Annotated in this window: 16 protein-coding genes and 1 pseudogene; 7 read left to right on the top strand and 10 right to left on the bottom strand. The window is 69.3% G+C overall.

Annotated features, from left to right (window positions below; genetic code table 11):
- Positions 1–12: 12 nt before the first annotated feature.
- Positions 13–2,607 (bottom strand): DUF6185 family protein, encoded by a 2,595-nt coding sequence (locus AB0N16_RS29610; RefSeq protein WP_365801893.1) that lies wholly within the window; start codon positions 2,605–2,607, stop codon positions 13–15.
- A gap of 105 nt (positions 2,608–2,712) precedes the next feature.
- Here AB0N16_RS29610 and AB0N16_RS29605 point away from each other — a divergent pair, with 105 nt between their 5' ends.
- Positions 2,713–3,189 (top strand): hypothetical protein, encoded by a 477-nt coding sequence (locus AB0N16_RS29605; RefSeq protein ID WP_365801891.1) that lies wholly within the window; start codon positions 2,713–2,715, stop codon positions 3,187–3,189.
- Positions 3,190–3,220: 31 nt separating this feature from the next.
- Here AB0N16_RS29605 and AB0N16_RS29600 read toward each other — a convergent pair whose 3' ends face one another.
- The 3 genes from AB0N16_RS29600 to AB0N16_RS29590 are packed head-to-tail and all read right to left on the bottom strand — an operon-like array spanning position 3,221 to position 6,306.
- Positions 3,221–4,354, bottom strand: coding sequence for an Mrp/NBP35 family ATP-binding protein (locus AB0N16_RS29600; RefSeq protein ID WP_365801889.1), 1,134 nt, complete (start codon positions 4,352–4,354; stop codon positions 3,221–3,223).
- Positions 4,355–4,397: 43 nt separating this feature from the next.
- Positions 4,398–4,985: a DUF1003 domain-containing protein gene (locus AB0N16_RS29595; protein ID WP_365801887.1), complete on the bottom strand. Its 588-nt coding sequence runs from the start codon at positions 4,983–4,985 to the stop codon at positions 4,398–4,400.
- The gene (locus tag AB0N16_RS29590; RefSeq protein WP_365801885.1) at positions 4,975–6,306 is read right to left on the bottom strand and encodes a CBS domain-containing protein; all 1,332 of its coding nucleotides are present in this window, start codon (positions 6,304–6,306) and stop codon (positions 4,975–4,977) included. Before AB0N16_RS29590 ends, AB0N16_RS29595 begins: the two co-directional genes overlap by 11 nt.
- Before the next feature lie 199 nt (positions 6,307–6,505).
- Between AB0N16_RS29590 and AB0N16_RS29585 the strand changes: the two genes are divergently transcribed.
- Positions 6,506–7,237, top strand: coding sequence for a hypothetical protein (locus AB0N16_RS29585; RefSeq protein ID WP_365801883.1), 732 nt, complete (start codon positions 6,506–6,508; stop codon positions 7,235–7,237).
- 132 nt (positions 7,238–7,369) lie between these two features.
- Here the strand turns inward: AB0N16_RS29585 and AB0N16_RS29580 are convergent, their stop codons facing one another.
- Both AB0N16_RS29580 and AB0N16_RS29575 read right to left on the bottom strand, forming a co-directional pair.
- Positions 7,370–7,882, bottom strand: coding sequence for a hypothetical protein (locus AB0N16_RS29580; protein WP_365801881.1), 513 nt, complete (start codon positions 7,880–7,882; stop codon positions 7,370–7,372).
- A 10-nt stretch (positions 7,883–7,892) separates the two neighbouring features.
- A complete protein-coding gene (locus AB0N16_RS29575) occupies positions 7,893–9,023 on the bottom strand; it encodes a magnesium and cobalt transport protein CorA (protein WP_365801879.1) in 1,131 nt (376 codons plus the stop codon).
- A 487-nt stretch (positions 9,024–9,510) separates the two neighbouring features.
- On the opposite strand from AB0N16_RS29575, the gene AB0N16_RS29570 reads away from it, so the two are divergent.
- Positions 9,511–10,107 carry a suppressor of fused domain protein gene (locus tag AB0N16_RS29570; protein WP_365801877.1) on the top strand — a complete coding sequence of 199 codons (597 nt, stop codon included), beginning with the start codon at positions 9,511–9,513 and terminating at the stop codon, positions 10,105–10,107.
- Positions 10,108–10,150: 43 nt separating this feature from the next.
- Here the strand turns inward: AB0N16_RS29570 and AB0N16_RS29565 are convergent, their stop codons facing one another.
- Positions 10,151–11,386 (bottom strand): MFS transporter, encoded by a 1,236-nt coding sequence (locus AB0N16_RS29565; protein WP_365801875.1) that lies wholly within the window; start codon positions 11,384–11,386, stop codon positions 10,151–10,153.
- Between the two features lie 172 nt (positions 11,387–11,558).
- Here AB0N16_RS29565 and AB0N16_RS29560 point away from each other — a divergent pair, with 172 nt between their 5' ends.
- From AB0N16_RS29560 to AB0N16_RS29550, 3 genes are all read left to right on the top strand, one after another.
- A complete protein-coding gene (locus AB0N16_RS29560) occupies positions 11,559–12,200 on the top strand; it encodes a DUF6758 family protein (RefSeq protein WP_365801873.1) in 642 nt (213 codons plus the stop codon).
- A gap of 132 nt (positions 12,201–12,332) precedes the next feature.
- On the top strand, positions 12,333–13,190 hold the full coding sequence (locus AB0N16_RS29555) for a PHP domain-containing protein (RefSeq protein WP_365801871.1): 858 nt from the start codon (positions 12,333–12,335) through the stop codon (positions 13,188–13,190).
- A gap of 166 nt (positions 13,191–13,356) precedes the next feature.
- Positions 13,357–13,962 (top strand): MarC family protein, encoded by a 606-nt coding sequence (locus AB0N16_RS29550; protein WP_365801869.1) that lies wholly within the window; start codon positions 13,357–13,359, stop codon positions 13,960–13,962.
- A 149-nt stretch (positions 13,963–14,111) separates the two neighbouring features.
- Here AB0N16_RS29550 and AB0N16_RS29545 read toward each other — a convergent pair whose 3' ends face one another.
- Entirely contained in the window at positions 14,112–14,264 is a 153-nt protein-coding gene (locus tag AB0N16_RS29545; protein WP_351704745.1) for a hypothetical protein, read from the bottom strand.
- Positions 14,265–14,434: 170 nt separating this feature from the next.
- Here AB0N16_RS29545 and AB0N16_RS29540 point away from each other — a divergent pair, with 170 nt between their 5' ends.
- Positions 14,435–15,328, top strand: coding sequence for an NYN domain-containing protein (locus AB0N16_RS29540; RefSeq protein ID WP_365801866.1), 894 nt, complete (start codon positions 14,435–14,437; stop codon positions 15,326–15,328).
- 11 nt (positions 15,329–15,339) lie between these two features.
- Here AB0N16_RS29540 and AB0N16_RS29535 read toward each other — a convergent pair whose 3' ends face one another.
- Positions 15,340–16,236 (bottom strand): alpha/beta hydrolase, encoded by an 897-nt coding sequence (locus AB0N16_RS29535; RefSeq protein WP_365801864.1) that lies wholly within the window; start codon positions 16,234–16,236, stop codon positions 15,340–15,342.
- Between the two features lie 179 nt (positions 16,237–16,415).
- Positions 16,416–16,685: pseudogene (locus AB0N16_RS29530) on the bottom strand (ATP-dependent helicase); the annotation flags it as partial.

Raw genomic sequence — 16,685 nt, 5'->3', positions numbered from 1 at the left:
TTTCCCGGCCCCTCAGGGGACCTTGATGAATCCCTTCAGGATCGCCGCGACCGCCGCGAGCTGGGCGAGGAGGTAGGCGACCTGTCCGGACAGGCCCCGCAGCCGGTGGATCGAGACCAGGAGGGCGAAACGGCCGGGCCAGTACTGGCGTTCCTCCTTCAATGTCAATGTGTCCATCCATAGGCCGGTGAGGGTGAGGATGAACAGCATGACAAGGGAGTACAGGAGCAGCATGGTGGGGTTCGAGTCGATGAATTTGGTGAACAGAGCGGCCAGTACGGCTGGCATGATGTAGGCGAACGTAAGGCTCCATGCCCGGACGGCGCTCTGACGGCCCGGGAGCAGACGCCAGAGAGCACCGAGGACGAATCCGGCGCCGGCCCACGCCGTCTGAAAGGTGATGAGCCCGGCGACGAGGTTCGGAACCGCCGTGGGCTCGAATGGGAGTTGCTGCCCGTTGTACCGGTCGTGTGACTCGACGTAAAGCAGGGTGAAACTGGCCGGAATCCCGAAGCAGAACGCCAGACGTGCGCCCCGCACCGCATTGGGCCACCAGTGGGTTTCCGGCCCCCAGGCCAGAGCGACGTCGAGAATGGAAATCTGGCACGGCGGACTCTTCTTGAGGCATCGCTCCACCAGCCAGCGGCGCAGCCCGCGAAGCTGCTCCTCCAGTTGCTCGCATGTCACGCCGTTGGCGCGCCCCTGATCCGCCAGTTTCAGTTGATGGTTGAGATTGCGATACTGGTGAACCTTTTCCATCAGTTCGCCTCGGCTGTGGGCTCCTGGTCTGTGCATGTGAAAGAGGTATCCCGTCCTGCTCAGCACCGACCAGCGTCGCCCTGCGGCAAGGACGGCGAAGAGCGAGAGGATGTTCAGTAGGAACCAGATGCCGTACTGCGCGTTGTAGCTGGCGAATTTCGCTCCCCTCATGCCCACGGTCAGGGAGAACAGTGCGGCCATCAGCAGGAGGTCGGGCCTGTCGGGCCCGAAGGGGATGTATTCTATTTTGCTGCTCACCCGAGCCCGCTGGGCGGTGAAGTGAAGTTTCAGCAGGGCGAGGAGTGCGATACCGGCCAGGAACCAGCTGTAGGCGAAGATCCAGGTGAGTTCCGTGGAGGAGAAATTCGCCAGATTTTTTCCGATGTAGTTTCCGCGCTCCGTGGAGCTGCTCTGGTCGATGAGCCAGGTTACGCGTTTCCATTGGTTTTCACTTGCCCAGAGGACACTCCAGAGCAGGCTTCCGGCGACCAGCGCCAGCAGGGCTGAGACGACGGTGACGCAGAGGACCGGCTTTTCGTCCCACTTGCGGGACCAGCCGGCGGGGACCAGTCCTCCTTCGCGGGCGAAGCGCCAGGTCCAGGCGGCCATGGCGGCAAGCCACAGCCACACCGTCGTCAGGCCCATGAGGATGTACCCGACCTCGCCCGCGACGTCCGGCGCTCTTGGCTTCTTGAGAACCAGGCTTTCGGGCAGGTCGAAAAGTCCGTGGCCGAGGACCACCAGGATGCCCGCTGTCGCCATGACCGAGGCGAACCCGATGACGGTGTACGCCTGGCGGCGCCGGCGGCGTGCGGAGTCGTCGGGCGACAGGGCTCTCGGGGTCGCGGGGCGGTGCCAGGGGCGGGCGACAAGGATCAGGGTCAGGCCGACGGCGATGCACACGAGCATGTGGGACCGCGGGTTGTCGGGTGCCGGCTCACGAAGGAACAGCAGCAGTGTCAGGGCGACCGCACCGCTGAGCAGTGCCCACTGCAGAACCGGTTGTGCGACGCCCTGCTCTCCTCCGAACATGCCGACCCGCCGGACGGGCCCCGGCCCCACGACGGCGGGAGACCCGTACGGACGTCGGGCGCGCTGGGCGGCCAGGGCGAGCACGCCGGAGGCGCACACCCACCAGATGGCGATGCCTGCCGGTTTCCAGATCGACTGGTCCCACAGCAGCGGGAAGGACCGCTGCCACGGCAGATCTACTGCGATGCATTTCCCGGGACAGATGCCCTCGGGTTTCTGCGGCGCCCACATTACCTTGGCCTTGTCGACAGACGACGTTTGGCCGTAGTGCTCGAAGTTGAGGTCACCCAGCTCGGCCTCGACACTCCATTGGGCTCCGCGCAGCGTCGTCGGCCGGAGGTCAATCTCCCATTTTTTGTCTTTCCCCCTGGGCTTTCTGATCTCCCAGGGGCCGAGCCGGTAATCCTGAGCTGCCCGGATCCAGGTGATGGACTTGTAATCCACCTTGACCATGTCGCCGCTTGAGGTGGCGACAGGATCGGTGGGTCGCCATTCAGTCGTGCGCAGTGCGTGGTCCGGCCCGCGCAGCAGGCAGCGCATTGCTTTCTGGTAGTCGGCGGAATTTACGCTGAATGTCAGCTGGTTTGCCATACTCCATTCCCGCACAGGAACCTCGACCGTCATGTCCGAGGACACCTCTACGAAATTTCTGCCGTGCTGGCGAAAGCGGATGGCGGCGTCCACCGTGCCGCCGTTGAGCCGATCCTCCTGGCAGTCGTCGTGACTGATCCGCTGTGCCTCCGCGGAGCCGCACCCCCACCACATGAATGCCAGGACCAGCAGCGACAGCAGTCGCCACCACCGGATACTCCTCATCGCGCAGCCACCTCCCGCCGAGGAACCTAGTGACGGCGTCGCGGGTGACCTGCACGGACACGCAGAGGACGAGGTGCGCCCACCCCTTCGCCCCAGTCTGCGGAATTGAAGGAAAACAGTCCGGGGCTGATAATGGAATCCGATGACCGTCAGGTGGTTGACGGAGGCATTATGACCGACATAAACGTTTCCGCTGCGAGAGCTTCACTTCCGCACTTCGAAGAAGCCGAGCCACTGGGTCCCGAGGACGCGGAGTTCGTCCGGGATCTGGCGGCGGTGTTGGCCAAACACGGCAACCTGAACCGTTTCGGCCTCTGTCTGTTGCACGATCATTTCCCGATCGCCGCCGATGAGGTGCTGGTGGAGACGAACGACTCCGCGGCCCGCACGCTGCACGCGCACGTGGAGAAGGCAGACGGCACCCAGCACACCAAGGCCTCGCAGTGGCGCTTCCTGTCGCACGCCCGGGAAGGTCAAGGCGGGGAGCCCGAGGGAGGCTCCTTCCAGGTGCTCATGCTGTGCCTCACGCAGGACCTGTGCCCAGGGAGCGACCAGCGGCCGAAGGGGCCGCCGCGCCCATGAGAGCCCGGCGCCCCCTACGTGGCACAGGCGGCTAGAACTTGTTGCGGGGTGTGATGCCCAGGGACATGCCCGACAGGCCCCGCTGCCTGCCTCCCAGCTTGTCGGCGATTCCGCGCAGTGCCGCACCCGCCGGGCTGTCAGGGTCCGACAGGACGACCGGCTTGCCCTCGTCGCCGCCCTCGCGGAGGCGGACGTCGATGGGGATGTTGCCGAGGACCGGGACGTTCGCACCCGTCGTGCGGGTCAGGCCGTCGGCGACCACCTGGCCGCCGCCCGTGCCGAAGACGTCGACCATCTCGCCGCAGTGCGGGCAGGGCAGGCCGGACATGTTCTCGACCACGCCGACGATCTTCTGGTGGGTCTGGACCGCGATGGAGCCGGCCCGCTCGGCGACCTCCGCCGCCGCCTGCTGAGGCGTCGTCACGACCAGGATCTCGGCGTTCGGGACCAGCTGGGCGACCGAGATGGCGATGTCGCCGGTGCCGGGCGGGAGGTCGAGGAGGAGGACGTCGAGGTCGCCCCAGTAGACGTCCGCGAGGAACTGCTGGAGGGCTCGGTGCAGCATCGGGCCGCGCCAGACCACCGGGGCGTTGCCCGGGGTGAACATGCCGATCGAGATGACCTTCACGCCGTGCGCCGACGGCGGCATGATCATGTTCTCGACCTGGGTGGGGCGGCCGTCCGCGCCGAGCATGCGCGGGACCGAGTGGCCGTAGATGTCGGCGTCGACGACACCGACCTTGAGGCCGTCGGCGGCCATCGCGGCGGCGAGGTTGACCGTGACCGAGGACTTGCCGACGCCGCCCTTGCCGGAGGCGACCGCGTAGACCCGGGTGAGGTTGCCCGGTTTGGCGAAGGGCACCTCGCGCTCGGTCTGGCCGCCGCGCAGCGCGGACGCCAGCTCCTTGCGCTGCTCGTCGCTCATCACGTCCAGGGTGACGTCGACGCGGGTGACCCCGTCGACCCGGGAGACCGCCTCGGTGACGCGCTGGGTGATCGTGTCGCGCATGGGGCATCCGGAGACCGTCAGGTACACGGTGACCGCGACCGCGCCGTCCTCGCCGATCTCCACCGATTTGACCATCCCCAGTTCGGTGATGGGTCGGTTGATCTCGGGGTCGTTCACCGTCGCCAGTGCCTCGCGCACCGCGTCTTCGCTAGCCATACACACGATGGTACGGCGATGCGCGGCGCCGCTATAACGCCCCTCACCGGTCGTCTACGTCACGCCGTGCCGACCGTTCCGCCGGGAATACGCCATGCCCGTCCCGCCGCTCGTCCATCTCCTTGAGGAGGTCCTGGAGCTCGGAACGGATCCAGTCCCGGGTCGCGACCTCGCCCAGGCCCATGCGCAGCGCGGCGATCTCCCGGGTCAGGTACTCGGTGTCGGCGATGGACCGCTCGTTCTGCTTGCGGTCCTGTTCGAGGTTGACCCGGTCGCGGTCGTCCTGCCTGTTCTGCGCGAGCAGGATCAGCGGGGCCGCGTAGGAGGCCTGGAGGGACAGGGCCAGGGTCAGGAAGATGAACGGGTACTGGTCAAAGCGCAGCCCGCCGGGCGCCGCGATGTTCCACACCACCCAGACGATGACCACGACGGTCATCCAGACGATGAACCGTCCGGTGCCCAGGAAACGGGCGATGCGCTCGGACAGCCGGCCGAAGGCCTCCGGGTCCCACTCGGGCAGGAGCCTGCGCCGTGGCGGGCGCGGCTGGTCCAGGCGGGGTCCGCGCGGCCGGGTCGCGGCGGTCGCGCCGGACGGCGTGCGCTCCCGGGTGCTCTCACGTTCAGGCGCCACGATCCCCCACCCCCTTCCCCTGCTCCTTTTCCTTCTCCTGCTCCCTTTCCTGTTCCTGTGCGTCCTCGTCCAGGTGGAACTCGGTCTCCCGCCAGTCCTCCGGCAGCATGTGGTCCAGGACGTCATCCACGGTCACCGCGCCCAGCAGCGACCCGGTCTCGTCCACCACGGGCGCCGCGACCATGTCGTACGTGGCGAAGAACCCGGCGATGATCGGCAGTGTGGCCTCGGGGTCGAGCGGTTGCAGGTCGTCGTCGAGGAGCGCGCTGACCAGGGTGTACGGGGGGTCGCGCAGCAGGCGCTGGAAGTGGACGGTGCCCAGGTACTTGCCGGTCGGGGTCTCGTCGGGCGGGCGGCAGACGTAGACCTGGGCGGCGAGGGCCGGGGAGAGGTCGGGGTTGCGGACCCGGGCCAGGGCGTCGGCGACGGTGGAGTCGGGCCGCACCACGATCGGCTCGGTCGTCATCAGACCGCCGGCCGTGTGCTCCTCGTACGACATCAGCCGCCGCATCTCGGCCGCGTCCGCCGGCTGCATCAGGCTCAGCAGCCGCTCCTTGTCCCCCTCGGGGAGTTCGGCGAGCAGGTCGGCCGCGTCGTCCGGGTCCATGGCCTCCAGGACGTCCGCCGCCCGCTCCTCCTTCAGCTTGCCGAGGATCTCGATCTGGTCGTCCTCGGGAAGCTCCTCGAGTACGTCGGCCAGGCGGTCGTCGTCCAGAGCGGCGGCCACCTCGGCCCGGCGCTTGGCGGAGAGGTGGTGCAGCACGTTGGCGAGGTCGGCGGGGTGCAGCTGCTCGAAGGTGGCGAGCAGGCTCTCGGCGCCCTGGCCGTGCTCCTCCAGGGAGAAGCCGGTGACCTGCGACCACTCGACGGTGAGGGACTCGCCTCTGGTCCGCCGGAAGGTGCCGGTGCGGCCCTTGCGGACGAAGACGCGGTCGACCTCCCACTCCCGGCGGGCCTGCCGCTGGTGTGCGCCCAGGTCCAGGACGGTGACCTCCTCGCCGGTCTCGACCAGCTGGACGCGGCGGTCGAGGAGTTCGCCGAAGACCAGGCGCTCGGTGGGCCGCTGCTCGAAGCGGCGGACGTTCAGCACGCCGGTGCTGATGACCTGGCCGGACTCGATGCTCGTCACCCGCGTCATGGGCAGGAAGATGCGGCGCCGGGTGGACAGTTCGACGACCAGGCCGAGCAGTCGCGGGGGCTTGCGGCCGACGCGCAGCATGACGACGAGGTCCCTGACGCGTCCCACCTGGTCGCCGTTGGGATCGAAGACGGCGATACCGGCGAGGTGCGAGACGAAGATCCGGGGAGCGCCGGCTGCCATGGGTCCGCTTCCTTTTTCTACCGAAGTACCGCTTGGTGACTTTCCTGTCCTGTTCGCCTGCTCGGTGGGCTTCAGGCTAGCCCGTACCGATCGGATACGCCCTGGTGGGCGGTCCGGACGGACTGGCTCCGCCGGGCGGCCGAGGCACCGGTACGCTGCGGTACGCCGTGCCGGACCCGTCAGAGAGGTGGCCCTGTCCTTGACCGCGATTGCTCCGGGCCGTACCCGTACTCGCCGCGCCGCAGTGGTGACCGCGATGTGCGCGCTGGCCCTCCTCACCGCGTGCAGTGAGGATCCGGACGCGGGCACCAACGGGGTGGGAAAGCTGGCCCCGGACGTCATCCAGTCGAAGACCCGGGCGGCGGCGACGTCGGTGGCTACGGTCCGGATGGCGGGGACCGTGGTGACGAGGGGGCGTACGTACCAGCTGGACATGCGCCTGAACGCGGACGGCGGGACCGGGTCGGTCACGTCGAAGGGGTCGACCTTCCACCTGCTCCGGGTGGGCGACACGCTGTATCTGCAGGCCGACGCGGACTTCTGGACCCATGCCGACGGGAGCGACACCAGCGCGGCCGGCAAGCTCGACGGCAAGTACGTGAAGGTCCCGCAGGGCGACCCCTCGTACAAGAAGTTCAGCGGCTTCACGGACAAGGACCTCCTTCTCTCGGGCCTGCTGACCCTGCATGGTTCGCTCTCGGCCGACGGTCACCACGAACAGTCGGGAACCCCCACCATCCGTATCGCCGGCGACGGCGGCTCCGGCGGCACGCTGGACGTCTCGCTGAAGGGGAAGCCGTATCCGCTCCGCCTGGAGCGCGCGGGCGGCGCCGGCACCCTCACCTTCACGGACTGGGGCAAGTCCTTCAGCGTCACCGAGCCGGAGAAGTCCGAAACCGTGGACTACGGCAGGCAACTGCCCACGTCGTAGCGGCGCCGTTGCGGCGGATCCGAGAAGACGCCGAGTTGTCGGGGAACGAACCTGCCGGTGCGGGGGTCCGCGGCGGCGGTGCTCGGCCGCGACGGTGCCGTCCGGCCGTGCCGAACCTGGCTCGGCCCTCGGCTACTTGGGCTTTCTGCGCCTCGCGAGGAGTTTGGGCAGGGCCGCCGGGATCGGATGGCGGGTGGTGGCCGGTGACGGTACGGGCGGCTCTGCCAGGCTGCCCGTCGGCAGGGGTGCCGTCGCTCCCGTCGGGCACAGGCGCAGCACCCTGCACTCCCTCGCCCAGCGGTCCGTCATGGCCTCGCCGTCGGGTGCGTTGAGGCGCTTGCCCTTCAGCTCCGCCACCGCCGCGTCCCACTCGGGGGAGCCGGCGGACAGCTCCGTCACGGTCGCCGTCCAGGTGACCAGCCGGCCGCCCTTGTCCTTGCTGCGGACGGTCACCTCGGCCGACCCGCCGTCGGCCAGCCCGGTCAGCGGCTGCTCGGTTCCGTCGCCGACCAGGCACACGCCCCCGTCGGCCCAGGCGTGCCACACCGCACGCGCGGCCGGCGCCCCGGCACCCCGGACCCAGATGAGGCCGGACTTCTTCGTGGCCTCCTCGACGAGGGCCCGGTCGAGCAGCTGACGTGTCATGGCGTCCAGCCTAGAGCCAGCCGTTGCGCTTCAGGGTGCGGTGGATGCCGAGACAGATGCAGACCGTGATGCCCATGATCACCGGGTAGCCGTACTTCCAGTGCAGCTCCGGCATGTACTTGAAGTTCATGCCGTACACACCGCACACCATCGTCGGTACGGCGATGATCGCGGCCCACGCCGTGATCTTGCGCATGTCCTCGTTCTGCGCGACGGACGCCTGCGCGAGGTTGGCCTGCAGGATGGAGTTGAGGAGTTCGTCGAAGCCGACGACCTGCTCGTGGACGCGGGCGAGGTGGTCGGCGACGTCCCGGAAGTACTTCTGGATGTCGGGGTCGACCAGCCGCATCGGGCGCTCGCTGAGCAGCTGCATCGGACGCAGCAGCGGTGACACCGCGCGCTTGAACTCCAGCACCTCGCGCTTCAGTTGGTAGATGCGCGCCGAGTCCACACCGCGCGAGACGCCGCCCTTGCGGCCGGGTGAGAAGACCTCGGTCTCCACCTCGTCGATGTCGTCCTGCACGGCGTCGGCGACCGCGACATAGCCGTCGACGACATGGTCGGCGATGGCGTGCAGGACGGCCGAGGGGCCCTTGGCGAGCAGTTCTGGGTCGTCCTGGAGCCGGTGCCGCAGCGCCCGCAGCGAGCCCTGCCCGCCGTGCCGGACGGTGATGAAGAAGTCCCGGCCGGTGAAGCACATCACCTCGCCGGTCTCCACGACCTCGCTGTTGGCGGTGAGCTGGTCGTGCTCGACGTAGTGGATGGTCTTGAAGACGGTGAAGAGGGAGTCGTCGTAGCGTTCGAGCTTGGGGCGCTGGTGGGCCTGCACGGCGTCCTCCACCGCCAGCGGGTGTAGCCCGAACTCACCCGCGATACCGGCGAATTCGGCCTCGGTCGGCTCGTGCAGGCCGATCCACACGAACCCGCCGTCCCGGCGCACCTGGCGCATCGCCTCCTGCGGGGTCAGCGGCTTCGGCGTCTCCACGCGGGCGCCGTTGCGGTAGACGGCGCAGTCGACGACGGCCGACGGCGTACCGGGGTCGCGGGTGGTGTCGTACGCGCCGGTCTCCGCGCGCAGGCTCTTGCGCTGGGAAGGACGGGTCGGGCGGACCACGGCACGGAGGTCGCGGATCATCGACATGGGCAGGCTCCTTCGCGACAAGCAGCGGGTGACCGCCGGCGAACGGGTGGAACTACCCGGAATGGGGACGTCCTGACTGCGGATGTTTAGCACGTCCACAAAGCGGGGAGCACCGCACCGTTGCGGTGGCGACTTCGCTACTGATTCGGATCAGACGAACGGATCCAGACAGATCCGGAACGGACCGGCCAGAGGGATCGGGCAAGCGAAAACGAAGTGCTCTTCCGAACGACAACGCGAACGTGAAGGCGGCAGCCGACCAGGAGACGAAATCAGCGGGCGGAAGAGCGAGTGGTACTGCACGGGTGACTTCGATCCATGACAGCCCCACCTCCTCCAGCCGGTCCCTCGTAAGGGAGTGCTCATGGCGTCGGGGTCTGACCGCGACGCTCTGCGTGCTGCCCCGAACCACCGCGGTCAGAGTAGCAGTAGCCCTCAGTGTCAAGGCGCTGCTTTGCCCGGTACTGACGAGTTCTATGCTCACGACATGGCTGATGTTCTTCCTCTGGTCGAGGCCCGGTTGACCACCGCACTGGGCGAACCGGACGCACGCGCGGCGGTCACCTTCCTCGGTACGGACCGCATCGAGGTGCTCCGTTTCCAGGAGGATCTCCAGGGCGAGAACGTCCTGCGCTATGCCACGCTCGGCATGTCCGCGCAGCCGATGACCGACCCCGCCGCGATGCTCGCGGACCCCGTCAAGGGGCCCCGCGCCGAATTGGTCCTGTCGGTCCGCGCCGGGCTCGCGGAGACCGACAAGGTGCTCCGCGCGCTCGCCGTCCTCGCCGCGTCTCCGCAGGTGGAGGGCGTGATCGTGACGCCGGGTGCATCGCTGGACGTCGGCGAGCCGCTGTGGCCCGGCGCTCCCTTCACCTCGGTCCTGGTCGGCGAACCGGGCGGTCTCGTCGAGGATCTGACGCTGGACGAGCCCCTCGATCCCGTACGGTTCCTGCCGCTGCTGCCGATGACCCCGAACGAGGCCGCCTGGAAACGCGTGCACGGCGCCCAGGCCCTCCAGGAGCGCTGGCTCGCGGGCGGGACGGACCTCCGGGATCCGCACCGCGGGTCCGTCCCGCTGGACTGATGCACGAGGGTGAGCAACCTCACCAAGCGCCCTGCGGAAATCGTCAGTTGGCAAAGACGGAGACGCTGTCCTCGGTGGCGTGCCCCGGCTCCAGCTCCGCCGCCTCGTGCGTGAGCGCGTTCCGCCGTACGAGAACCACCACCGCGCCCAGCACGGCGGTGACCGCCGCCACCACGAACGGGATGTGGATGTCGGTCCACTCCTCGATCTTCGGCGCGAAATAGGGAGCGGCCGCGGCGGCGAACCAGCGGACGAAGTTGTAGCCCGCGCTCGCCACCGGGCGTGGCGCCTCCGACACGCCGAGGGCCAGTTCGGTGTAGACGGTGTTGTTCACACCGATGAACGCGCCGGACAGGATCGTGCAGACGATCGCGGCGGTGTGGCTGCCGTAGCCGAGGACGACGACGTCCACGGCGAGCAGCACGAGTGAGCCGCCCAGCACCTTCAGCGAGCCGAAGCGCCGCTGCGTGCGCGGGGCCACCACCACCGAGAAGAGCGCGAGCAGCACACCCCAGGCGAAGAACACGGCGCCCGAACGGTACGGGGTCATGTCCAGCACGAAGGGGGTGAAGGCCAGCACGGTGAAGAACGTGTAGTTGTAGAAGAACGCGGAGACGGCGGCGGAGGCCAGGCCGCCGTGGCCGAGTGCCCGGATCGGGTCGAGAATCGAGGTCCTGCGGGCGGGCTTCGGCTGTTCCTTCAGGAACGCGGCGATGCACAGGAAACCGACCGCCATCAGGGTGGCCGTGCCGAAGAAGGGGTAGCGCCAGCTGATGTTGCCGAGCACCGCGCCCAGCAGCGGGCCGCACGCCATGCCGAGGCCGAGCGCGGACTCGTAGAGCAGGATCGCCGCCGCGCTCCCGCCGGCCGCCGCGCCCACGATGACGGCGAGCGCCGTCGAGACGAACAGGGCGTTGCCGAGGCCCCAGCCGGCCCGGAAGCCGACGAGCTGGCCGACGGTGTCGGAGGTGCCGGCGAGGCCCGCGAAGACGACCACGAACGCGAGGCCGAGCAGCAGGGTCTTGCGGCCGCCGATCCGGCTGGAGACGAAGCCGGTGAGCAGCATCGCCACGGCGGTGATCAGGAAGTACGAGGTGAAGAGCAGGGATACCTGGCTGGTCGTGGCGTCCAGGCCCTTGGCTATGGAGGGCAGGATCGGGTCGACGAGTCCGATGCCCATGAAGGCGACGACGGACGCGCCGGCCGTCGCCCACACGGCCTTCGGCTGTCGCAGGAGGCTGCCCGCCCCCGCGTCGAACGGTTCTGCTGACTCTGCCATGCGCTTCCTCCGCCGCTCTCGTCTGCTCACGCCAATTTGGTTGGTATATACACAGAGTAAGTTAGGGCGGCTAATTAATGCAAGTTACATCTAACTCCATCCGGTGACCGGTTCCGCCCGGACGGGTGATCGTCCTTGACGTGGGGGATTCCGGGTAGGACCGTGGGGCCCTATGAGGGGCGAACCCAGTTGCCCGAAGTGCGGTGGCCGGGTCAGGGCTCCCGGCCTCTTCGCCGACACCTGGCAGTGCGAGGTGCACGGGACCGTGCATCCGGTACAGCCCGTGATCCCGCCCAGCGTCGAGGCCCTCGATGCCGTGGTGCACCGCACCCAGGTGCCGGTGTGGATGCCCTGGCCGCTGCCGGTCGGCTGGCTGTTCACGGGCGTGGCCTGCGCCGGTGACGACCGCAGCGGTGGGCGCGCGACCGCCGTCGCCTGCTCCGGACCCGCGCCGCTCGGCGGCGTAGGGGAGATGATCCTGGTCGCCGAGGAGTTGGGGGTCGGCCTCGGCGCCCGGTACGCGGGGATCGACGGACCGGATCCCGGGCCCTCGATGGACGTGGAGAAGCCGCCGCAGGCGAAGGTACTCGCGGCAGGCCGGCCGGCGCCGCTGTGGCATGTACCGGGAGTGCCGGACGACAGAGCCGTCTTCGCGGGCGAGGCCCGGGGGATGTGGCTCTGGGCGGTGGTGTGGCCCGAGCAGACCGGCTTGCTGATGTACGACGAGCTGGTGCTCACGGATCTGCGGGACGCAGGCGCGGAGGTGGACCTGGTGCCCTGCGGGGCGCTGTCGCCGCGCCTGCTGGAGCCCTAATGCGTGGCAGCAGGGGCTGCCTGTGACCTGCCTGTACGGGGCGCCCCCGGCTTTCGGGTGTGACAGGGCATCCGCTTCCGGCCGCTATCCTTGACGCGTCCCTTCCGTCCCGTCCCGCCTGGAGTCCGCGTCGTGCGAATCGATCTGCACTGCCACTCCACCGCGTCCGACGGTACGGACAGCCCGGCCGAACTGGTCCGGAACGCCGCCGCTGCCGGGCTGGACGTCGTCGCGCTGACCGACCACGACACCACCCGGGGGCACGCCGAGGCCGTCGCCGCGCTGCCCGCGGGGCTCACCCTGGTCACCGGGGCCGAGCTGTCCTGTCGTGTCGACGGCGTCTCCATGCACATGCTGGCCTATCTCTTCGATCCCGAGGAGCCCGACCTGCTCGCCGAGCGGGAGCTGGTCCGGGACGACCGGGTGCCGCGGGCCCAGGGCATGGTCGCCAAGCTGAACGCGCTGGGCGTGCCGGTCACCTGGGAGCAGGTGCGGCGGATCGCCGGCGACGGTTCCGTGGGGCGGCCGCACGTCGCCTCCGCGCTGGTCGAGCTCGGTGTCGTACCGACCGTGAGCGACGCCTTCACCCAGGAGTGGCTGGCCGACGGCGGCCGGGCCTTCGTGGAGAAGCACGAGACCGACCCCTTCGCGGCGATCCGGCTGGTCAAGCAGGCTGGCGGGGTATGCGTGTTCGCGCATCCGGCGGCCGCCAAACGCGGGCGTACGGTGCCCGAGTCGGCGATCGCCGAGCTGGCCGCGGCCGGCCTCGACGGCATCGAGGTCGACCACATGGACCACGACGCCGACTCCCGGGCCCGGCTGCGCGGACTGGCCGCGGAGCTGGGGCTGCTGGTCACCGGCTCCTCGGACTACCACGGCAGCCGCAAGACGGTGGCGCTGGGCGAGTACACGACCGACCCCGAGGTGTACGGGGAGATCACGCGCCGTGCGACCGGCGCGTTCCCCGTCCCGGGGACTGGCGGACTCTGAGGGCCGCCCCAGTCTCCGTTCCCCTTCTCCGGTTCCCGTTCCCGAGTTTCCCCGCACAGCAGGCCGTGCCCACCCTCTCCCGGGCTCGTCCGGGCCCGCGCGCGGTGACCCCCATTTTCCTGCGGCACGACCGCCCGCAGCGCAGACCAACGCACAAGGCTCACGCATGTTCGACGTCGCCGTCTTCGGCTCTCTCTTCCTGACCCTGTTCGTCATCATGGATCCCCCTGGGATCACCCCGATCTTCCTCGCCCTCACCTCCGGCCGGCCCGGCAAGGTGCAGAAGCGGATGGCCTTCCAGGCCGTGTGCGTGGCGGGTGGGGTGATCACCGTCTTCGGGCTCCTGGGCCACCAGATCCTCGACTATCTGCACGTCTCCGTGCCCGCCCTGATGATCGCGGGCGGGCTGCTGCTCCTGCTGATCGCCCTCGACCTGCTCACCGGCAAGAACGACGAGCCGAAGCAGACCAAGGACGTCAACGTGGCGCTGGTGCCCCTGGGCATGCCGCTGCTGGCGGGACCCGGCGCGATCGTGTCGGTCATCCTCGCCGTGCAGAAGGCGGACGACGTCTCCGCGCAGGTGTCGGTGTGGACCGCGATCCTCGCCATCCATGTCGTGCTCTGGCTGGTGATGCGGTACTCGCTGCTGATCATCCGGGTCATCAAGGACGGTGGCGTGGTCCTGGTGACGCGGCTCGCGGGCATGATGCTCTCGGCGATCGCCGTGCAGCAGATCATCAACGGCGTCACCCAGGTGATCAAGGGCGCGTAAGGGCGCGTAGCCGGGGGGCGCGGACAGACGCGGAACCCCCGCACGGCGTCGTGCCGTACGGGGGTTCCGAAGACTTTGCGGTGCTGCGTGCGTCAGTGTGCGTCGTCGTATCTCGTCGTATCTCGTCGTGTCTCGTGGCTCGGGTCTCGTTACGAGGCCTGGTTCTCGGCCGGTCGGATCCACAGCCGCTGCCCGATGGCGGCGGCCTGCTGGACGATCCTGTTGACGGAGGCGGCGTCCACGACGGTGCAGTCCACGGTGGTGCCGTCGACTTCGTCCAGTCGCCTGATTTCGAAGCGCATCTGCCTCTCCCTTCGTCTCGTGTTCCTCTCAGTCAACGGCTTGCGTGTTACAAACATTCCCTTGGCTAAAGAAATTTTTCGAACGCCTAATTACCGACCGGTAAGAGACCTTCAGGAGACTGACCGGGACCGGTTGTGTTCGCAGCGTGACCGCCGGGACAATGGAGGCGATGAAAGACGACCTCGCCGCCCTCCAGGCCCGCATCGACCGTACGAACGAGCTGCTCACCCGCATGCTCGCCGAAGTGGCGAAGACCCCTTCGACGCATGCGATCTTCGTCGACGCGGGCTACCTCTACGCGGCCACGGGTCGGCTCGTCGCCGGGACGGAGGACCGCCGGGCCTTCGACCTCGACGCCGAGGGGTTGATCGAGGCGCTCATCGACAAGGCACGCCAGATCTTCGCGGACAGCCGGCTGCTGCGCGTCTACTGGTACGACGGCGCGCGTCGCCGCATCCACACCGCCGAGCAGCAGACCATCGCCGAACTGCCCGACGTCAAGGTCCGGCTCGGCAACCTCAACGCCAACAACCAGCAGAAGGGCGTCGACTCCCTGATCCGCACGGACCTGGAGTCACTCGCCCGGCATCGCGCCATCAGTGACGCGGCCCTGCTCGGCGGGGACGAGGACCTGGTCTCCGCGGTCGAGGCCGCCCAGGGCTACGGCGCCCGCGTCCACCTCTGGGGCATCGAGGCGCCCGAAGGCCGCAACCAGGCCGAGCCGCTGCTCTGGGAGGTAGACAGCCAGCGCACCCTCGACCTCGAGTTCTTCAAGCCGTACGTCGCCCGGCGCACCGCCCACGCCTACGAGGCCGGCGCCACCAGACCCACCCGCGAGGACGTCCGCTTCGTCGGCGCGCAGATCGCCGCGAAGTGGCTGTCCTCACGGGGCAGAGAGTCGCTCGTCGAGTTGCTGCCCGGCCATCCCTACCTGCCCGGCCCGGTCGACCAGGATCTCCTCGTCGAGGCCGAGGGCCTGCTCCAGTACTCCCTGCGCGGCCAGGCCGACCTGCGCCGAGCCCTCCGGGAGGGCTTCTGGGAGCACCTCCAGACCCAGTACTGAGCCGCTTGCGACTAACTGTTCGCGCTGTCCCAGAAGGTGGCGATCGCCTCGGCGGTGGGGGCCGGGCGTTCGGTGTTGGGGGAGTGCTCCGCACCCTCGACGACCGTGCGGTGGGCCCGCAGTCGTAGCGCCATGTCGTCCAGCAGCGGCAACGGCCAGGTGTCGTCCCGCGCACCCGACAGCACATGGAACGGCAGCGGTAGGGCGGCGAGTTCGTCGACGCGGTCCGGCTCGGTGCACAACTGGCGTCCGGCGGCGAGGAGCTGGGCCGGCTTGGTGCCCAGCCAGCGGCGCCGCAGATCCTCCTGGTCCTCCTGGCCGTTCTGGCCGGCCAAGTCCTGCGGGCCGCCCTCGTCCAGCTCCTCCGGCGCCTCCATGGCCTGCATGGCCTCCCACACCCCGGCCATCGGCAGCACCGCGAGCGCGTCCCGCAACAGCTTCACCCGCTGCTGCTGGGGGACGGAGATCTGCGCCGGGCCCGAGGACATCAACGTCAGCGAGCGGAACGGCTTGTGGTCGAGGAGCACGGCCGCGCGCGCGATCTGACCGCCGAGGGAGTGCCCCAGCAGATGCACGGGCCGTCCGTCGCCGACCGCCGCCGCCTGCGCGAGCACGTCCCGCGCCAACTCCTCCTGGGCGTACGCCGACTCGTCGTCCTCCGGGCCGTCCGACTCGAACTGCCCACGCCCGTCCACGGCGACGGTCCGGTACCCGCGCGCGCCCAGCGCCTCGTGCAGCGGGTTGAAGTCCTCCTTGCTGCCGGTGAACCCGGGCAGCAGTAGCGCGATCCCCTTGGGCTCGGCCCCGGCGGCCACGGGCGCGTCGATGACGGCGAACTCACCACGCGCGGTGGCGAGCGCGTACGCGCGGGCACCGACGGGCGGGACGAAGGTACGAGGCCTGCTCATGGGGAGAGGCTATCCGGCGGACGGCGACAGGCCGTAAGCCGGCGGATGAATACCGCCGGCCGGCTGCCGGGCGGGTGTGTGGGCGGGCGGGTGTGTGGGCGGGCTGGTGTGTGGGCGGGGAACGCCGACGGCCCGGCCCACACAGGGTGGGCCGGGCCGTTCGGTCACGTGCGACGCGCTCAGGCCTCGGGAGCCGCGGCGGCCGCCTTCCGGGTCCGACGGACCTTCGGCTTCGCCTCCACGTCGGTGGCGTCGACCGTCCCGGCGGACTCGGTCGCCTTCCGGGTGGTACGACGCCCCGGCTTGACCTCCGGCTCGCCGCTGGCCTGCGCCGGGATCTCCGCGCCGACGGCAGCAGCCGTCTTGCGGGTCCGGCGGGGCTTGGCCTCGGTGGCCTCGGCCGTGTCGACGGCCGTTTCGGCGGCGGCCGCGGTCTTGCGGGTGCGGCG

Source organism: Streptomyces sp. NPDC051105 (genome assembly GCF_040682795.1).
Lineage (GTDB): Bacteria > Actinomycetota > Actinomycetes > Streptomycetales > Streptomycetaceae > Streptomyces.
The sequence above is the reverse complement of the archived record's forward strand: the minus strand, read 5'-3'. Positions and strand labels throughout refer to the sequence as shown.

Coding starts and splice junctions, on each gene's coding strand:
- AB0N16_RS29575 (WP_365801879.1), bottom strand. CDS start 9,023: ATGTCGATGATCCGCGACCTCCGTGCCGTGGTCCGCCCGACCCGTCCT.
- AB0N16_RS29565 (WP_365801875.1), bottom strand. CDS start 11,386: ATGGCAGAGTCAGCAGAACCGTTCGACGCGGGGGCGGGCAGCCTCCTG.
- AB0N16_RS29600 (WP_365801889.1), bottom strand. CDS start 4,354: ATGGCTAGCGAAGACGCGGTGCGCGAGGCACTGGCGACGGTGAACGAC.
- AB0N16_RS29535 (WP_365801864.1), bottom strand. CDS start 16,236: ATGAGCAGGCCTCGTACCTTCGTCCCGCCCGTCGGTGCCCGCGCGTAC.
- AB0N16_RS29570 (WP_365801877.1), top strand. CDS start 9,511: ATGGCTGATGTTCTTCCTCTGGTCGAGGCCCGGTTGACCACCGCACTG.
- AB0N16_RS29560 (WP_365801873.1), top strand. CDS start 11,559: ATGAGGGGCGAACCCAGTTGCCCGAAGTGCGGTGGCCGGGTCAGGGCT.
- AB0N16_RS29550 (WP_365801869.1), top strand. CDS start 13,357: ATGTTCGACGTCGCCGTCTTCGGCTCTCTCTTCCTGACCCTGTTCGTC.
- AB0N16_RS29540 (WP_365801866.1), top strand. CDS start 14,435: ATGAAAGACGACCTCGCCGCCCTCCAGGCCCGCATCGACCGTACGAAC.
- AB0N16_RS29590 (WP_365801885.1), bottom strand. CDS start 6,306: ATGGCAGCCGGCGCTCCCCGGATCTTCGTCTCGCACCTCGCCGGTATC.
- AB0N16_RS29580 (WP_365801881.1), bottom strand. CDS start 7,882: ATGACACGTCAGCTGCTCGACCGGGCCCTCGTCGAGGAGGCCACGAAG.
- AB0N16_RS29610 (WP_365801893.1), bottom strand. CDS start 2,607: ATGAGGAGTATCCGGTGGTGGCGACTGCTGTCGCTGCTGGTCCTGGCA.
- AB0N16_RS29545 (WP_351704745.1), bottom strand. CDS start 14,264: ATGCGCTTCGAAATCAGGCGACTGGACGAAGTCGACGGCACCACCGTG.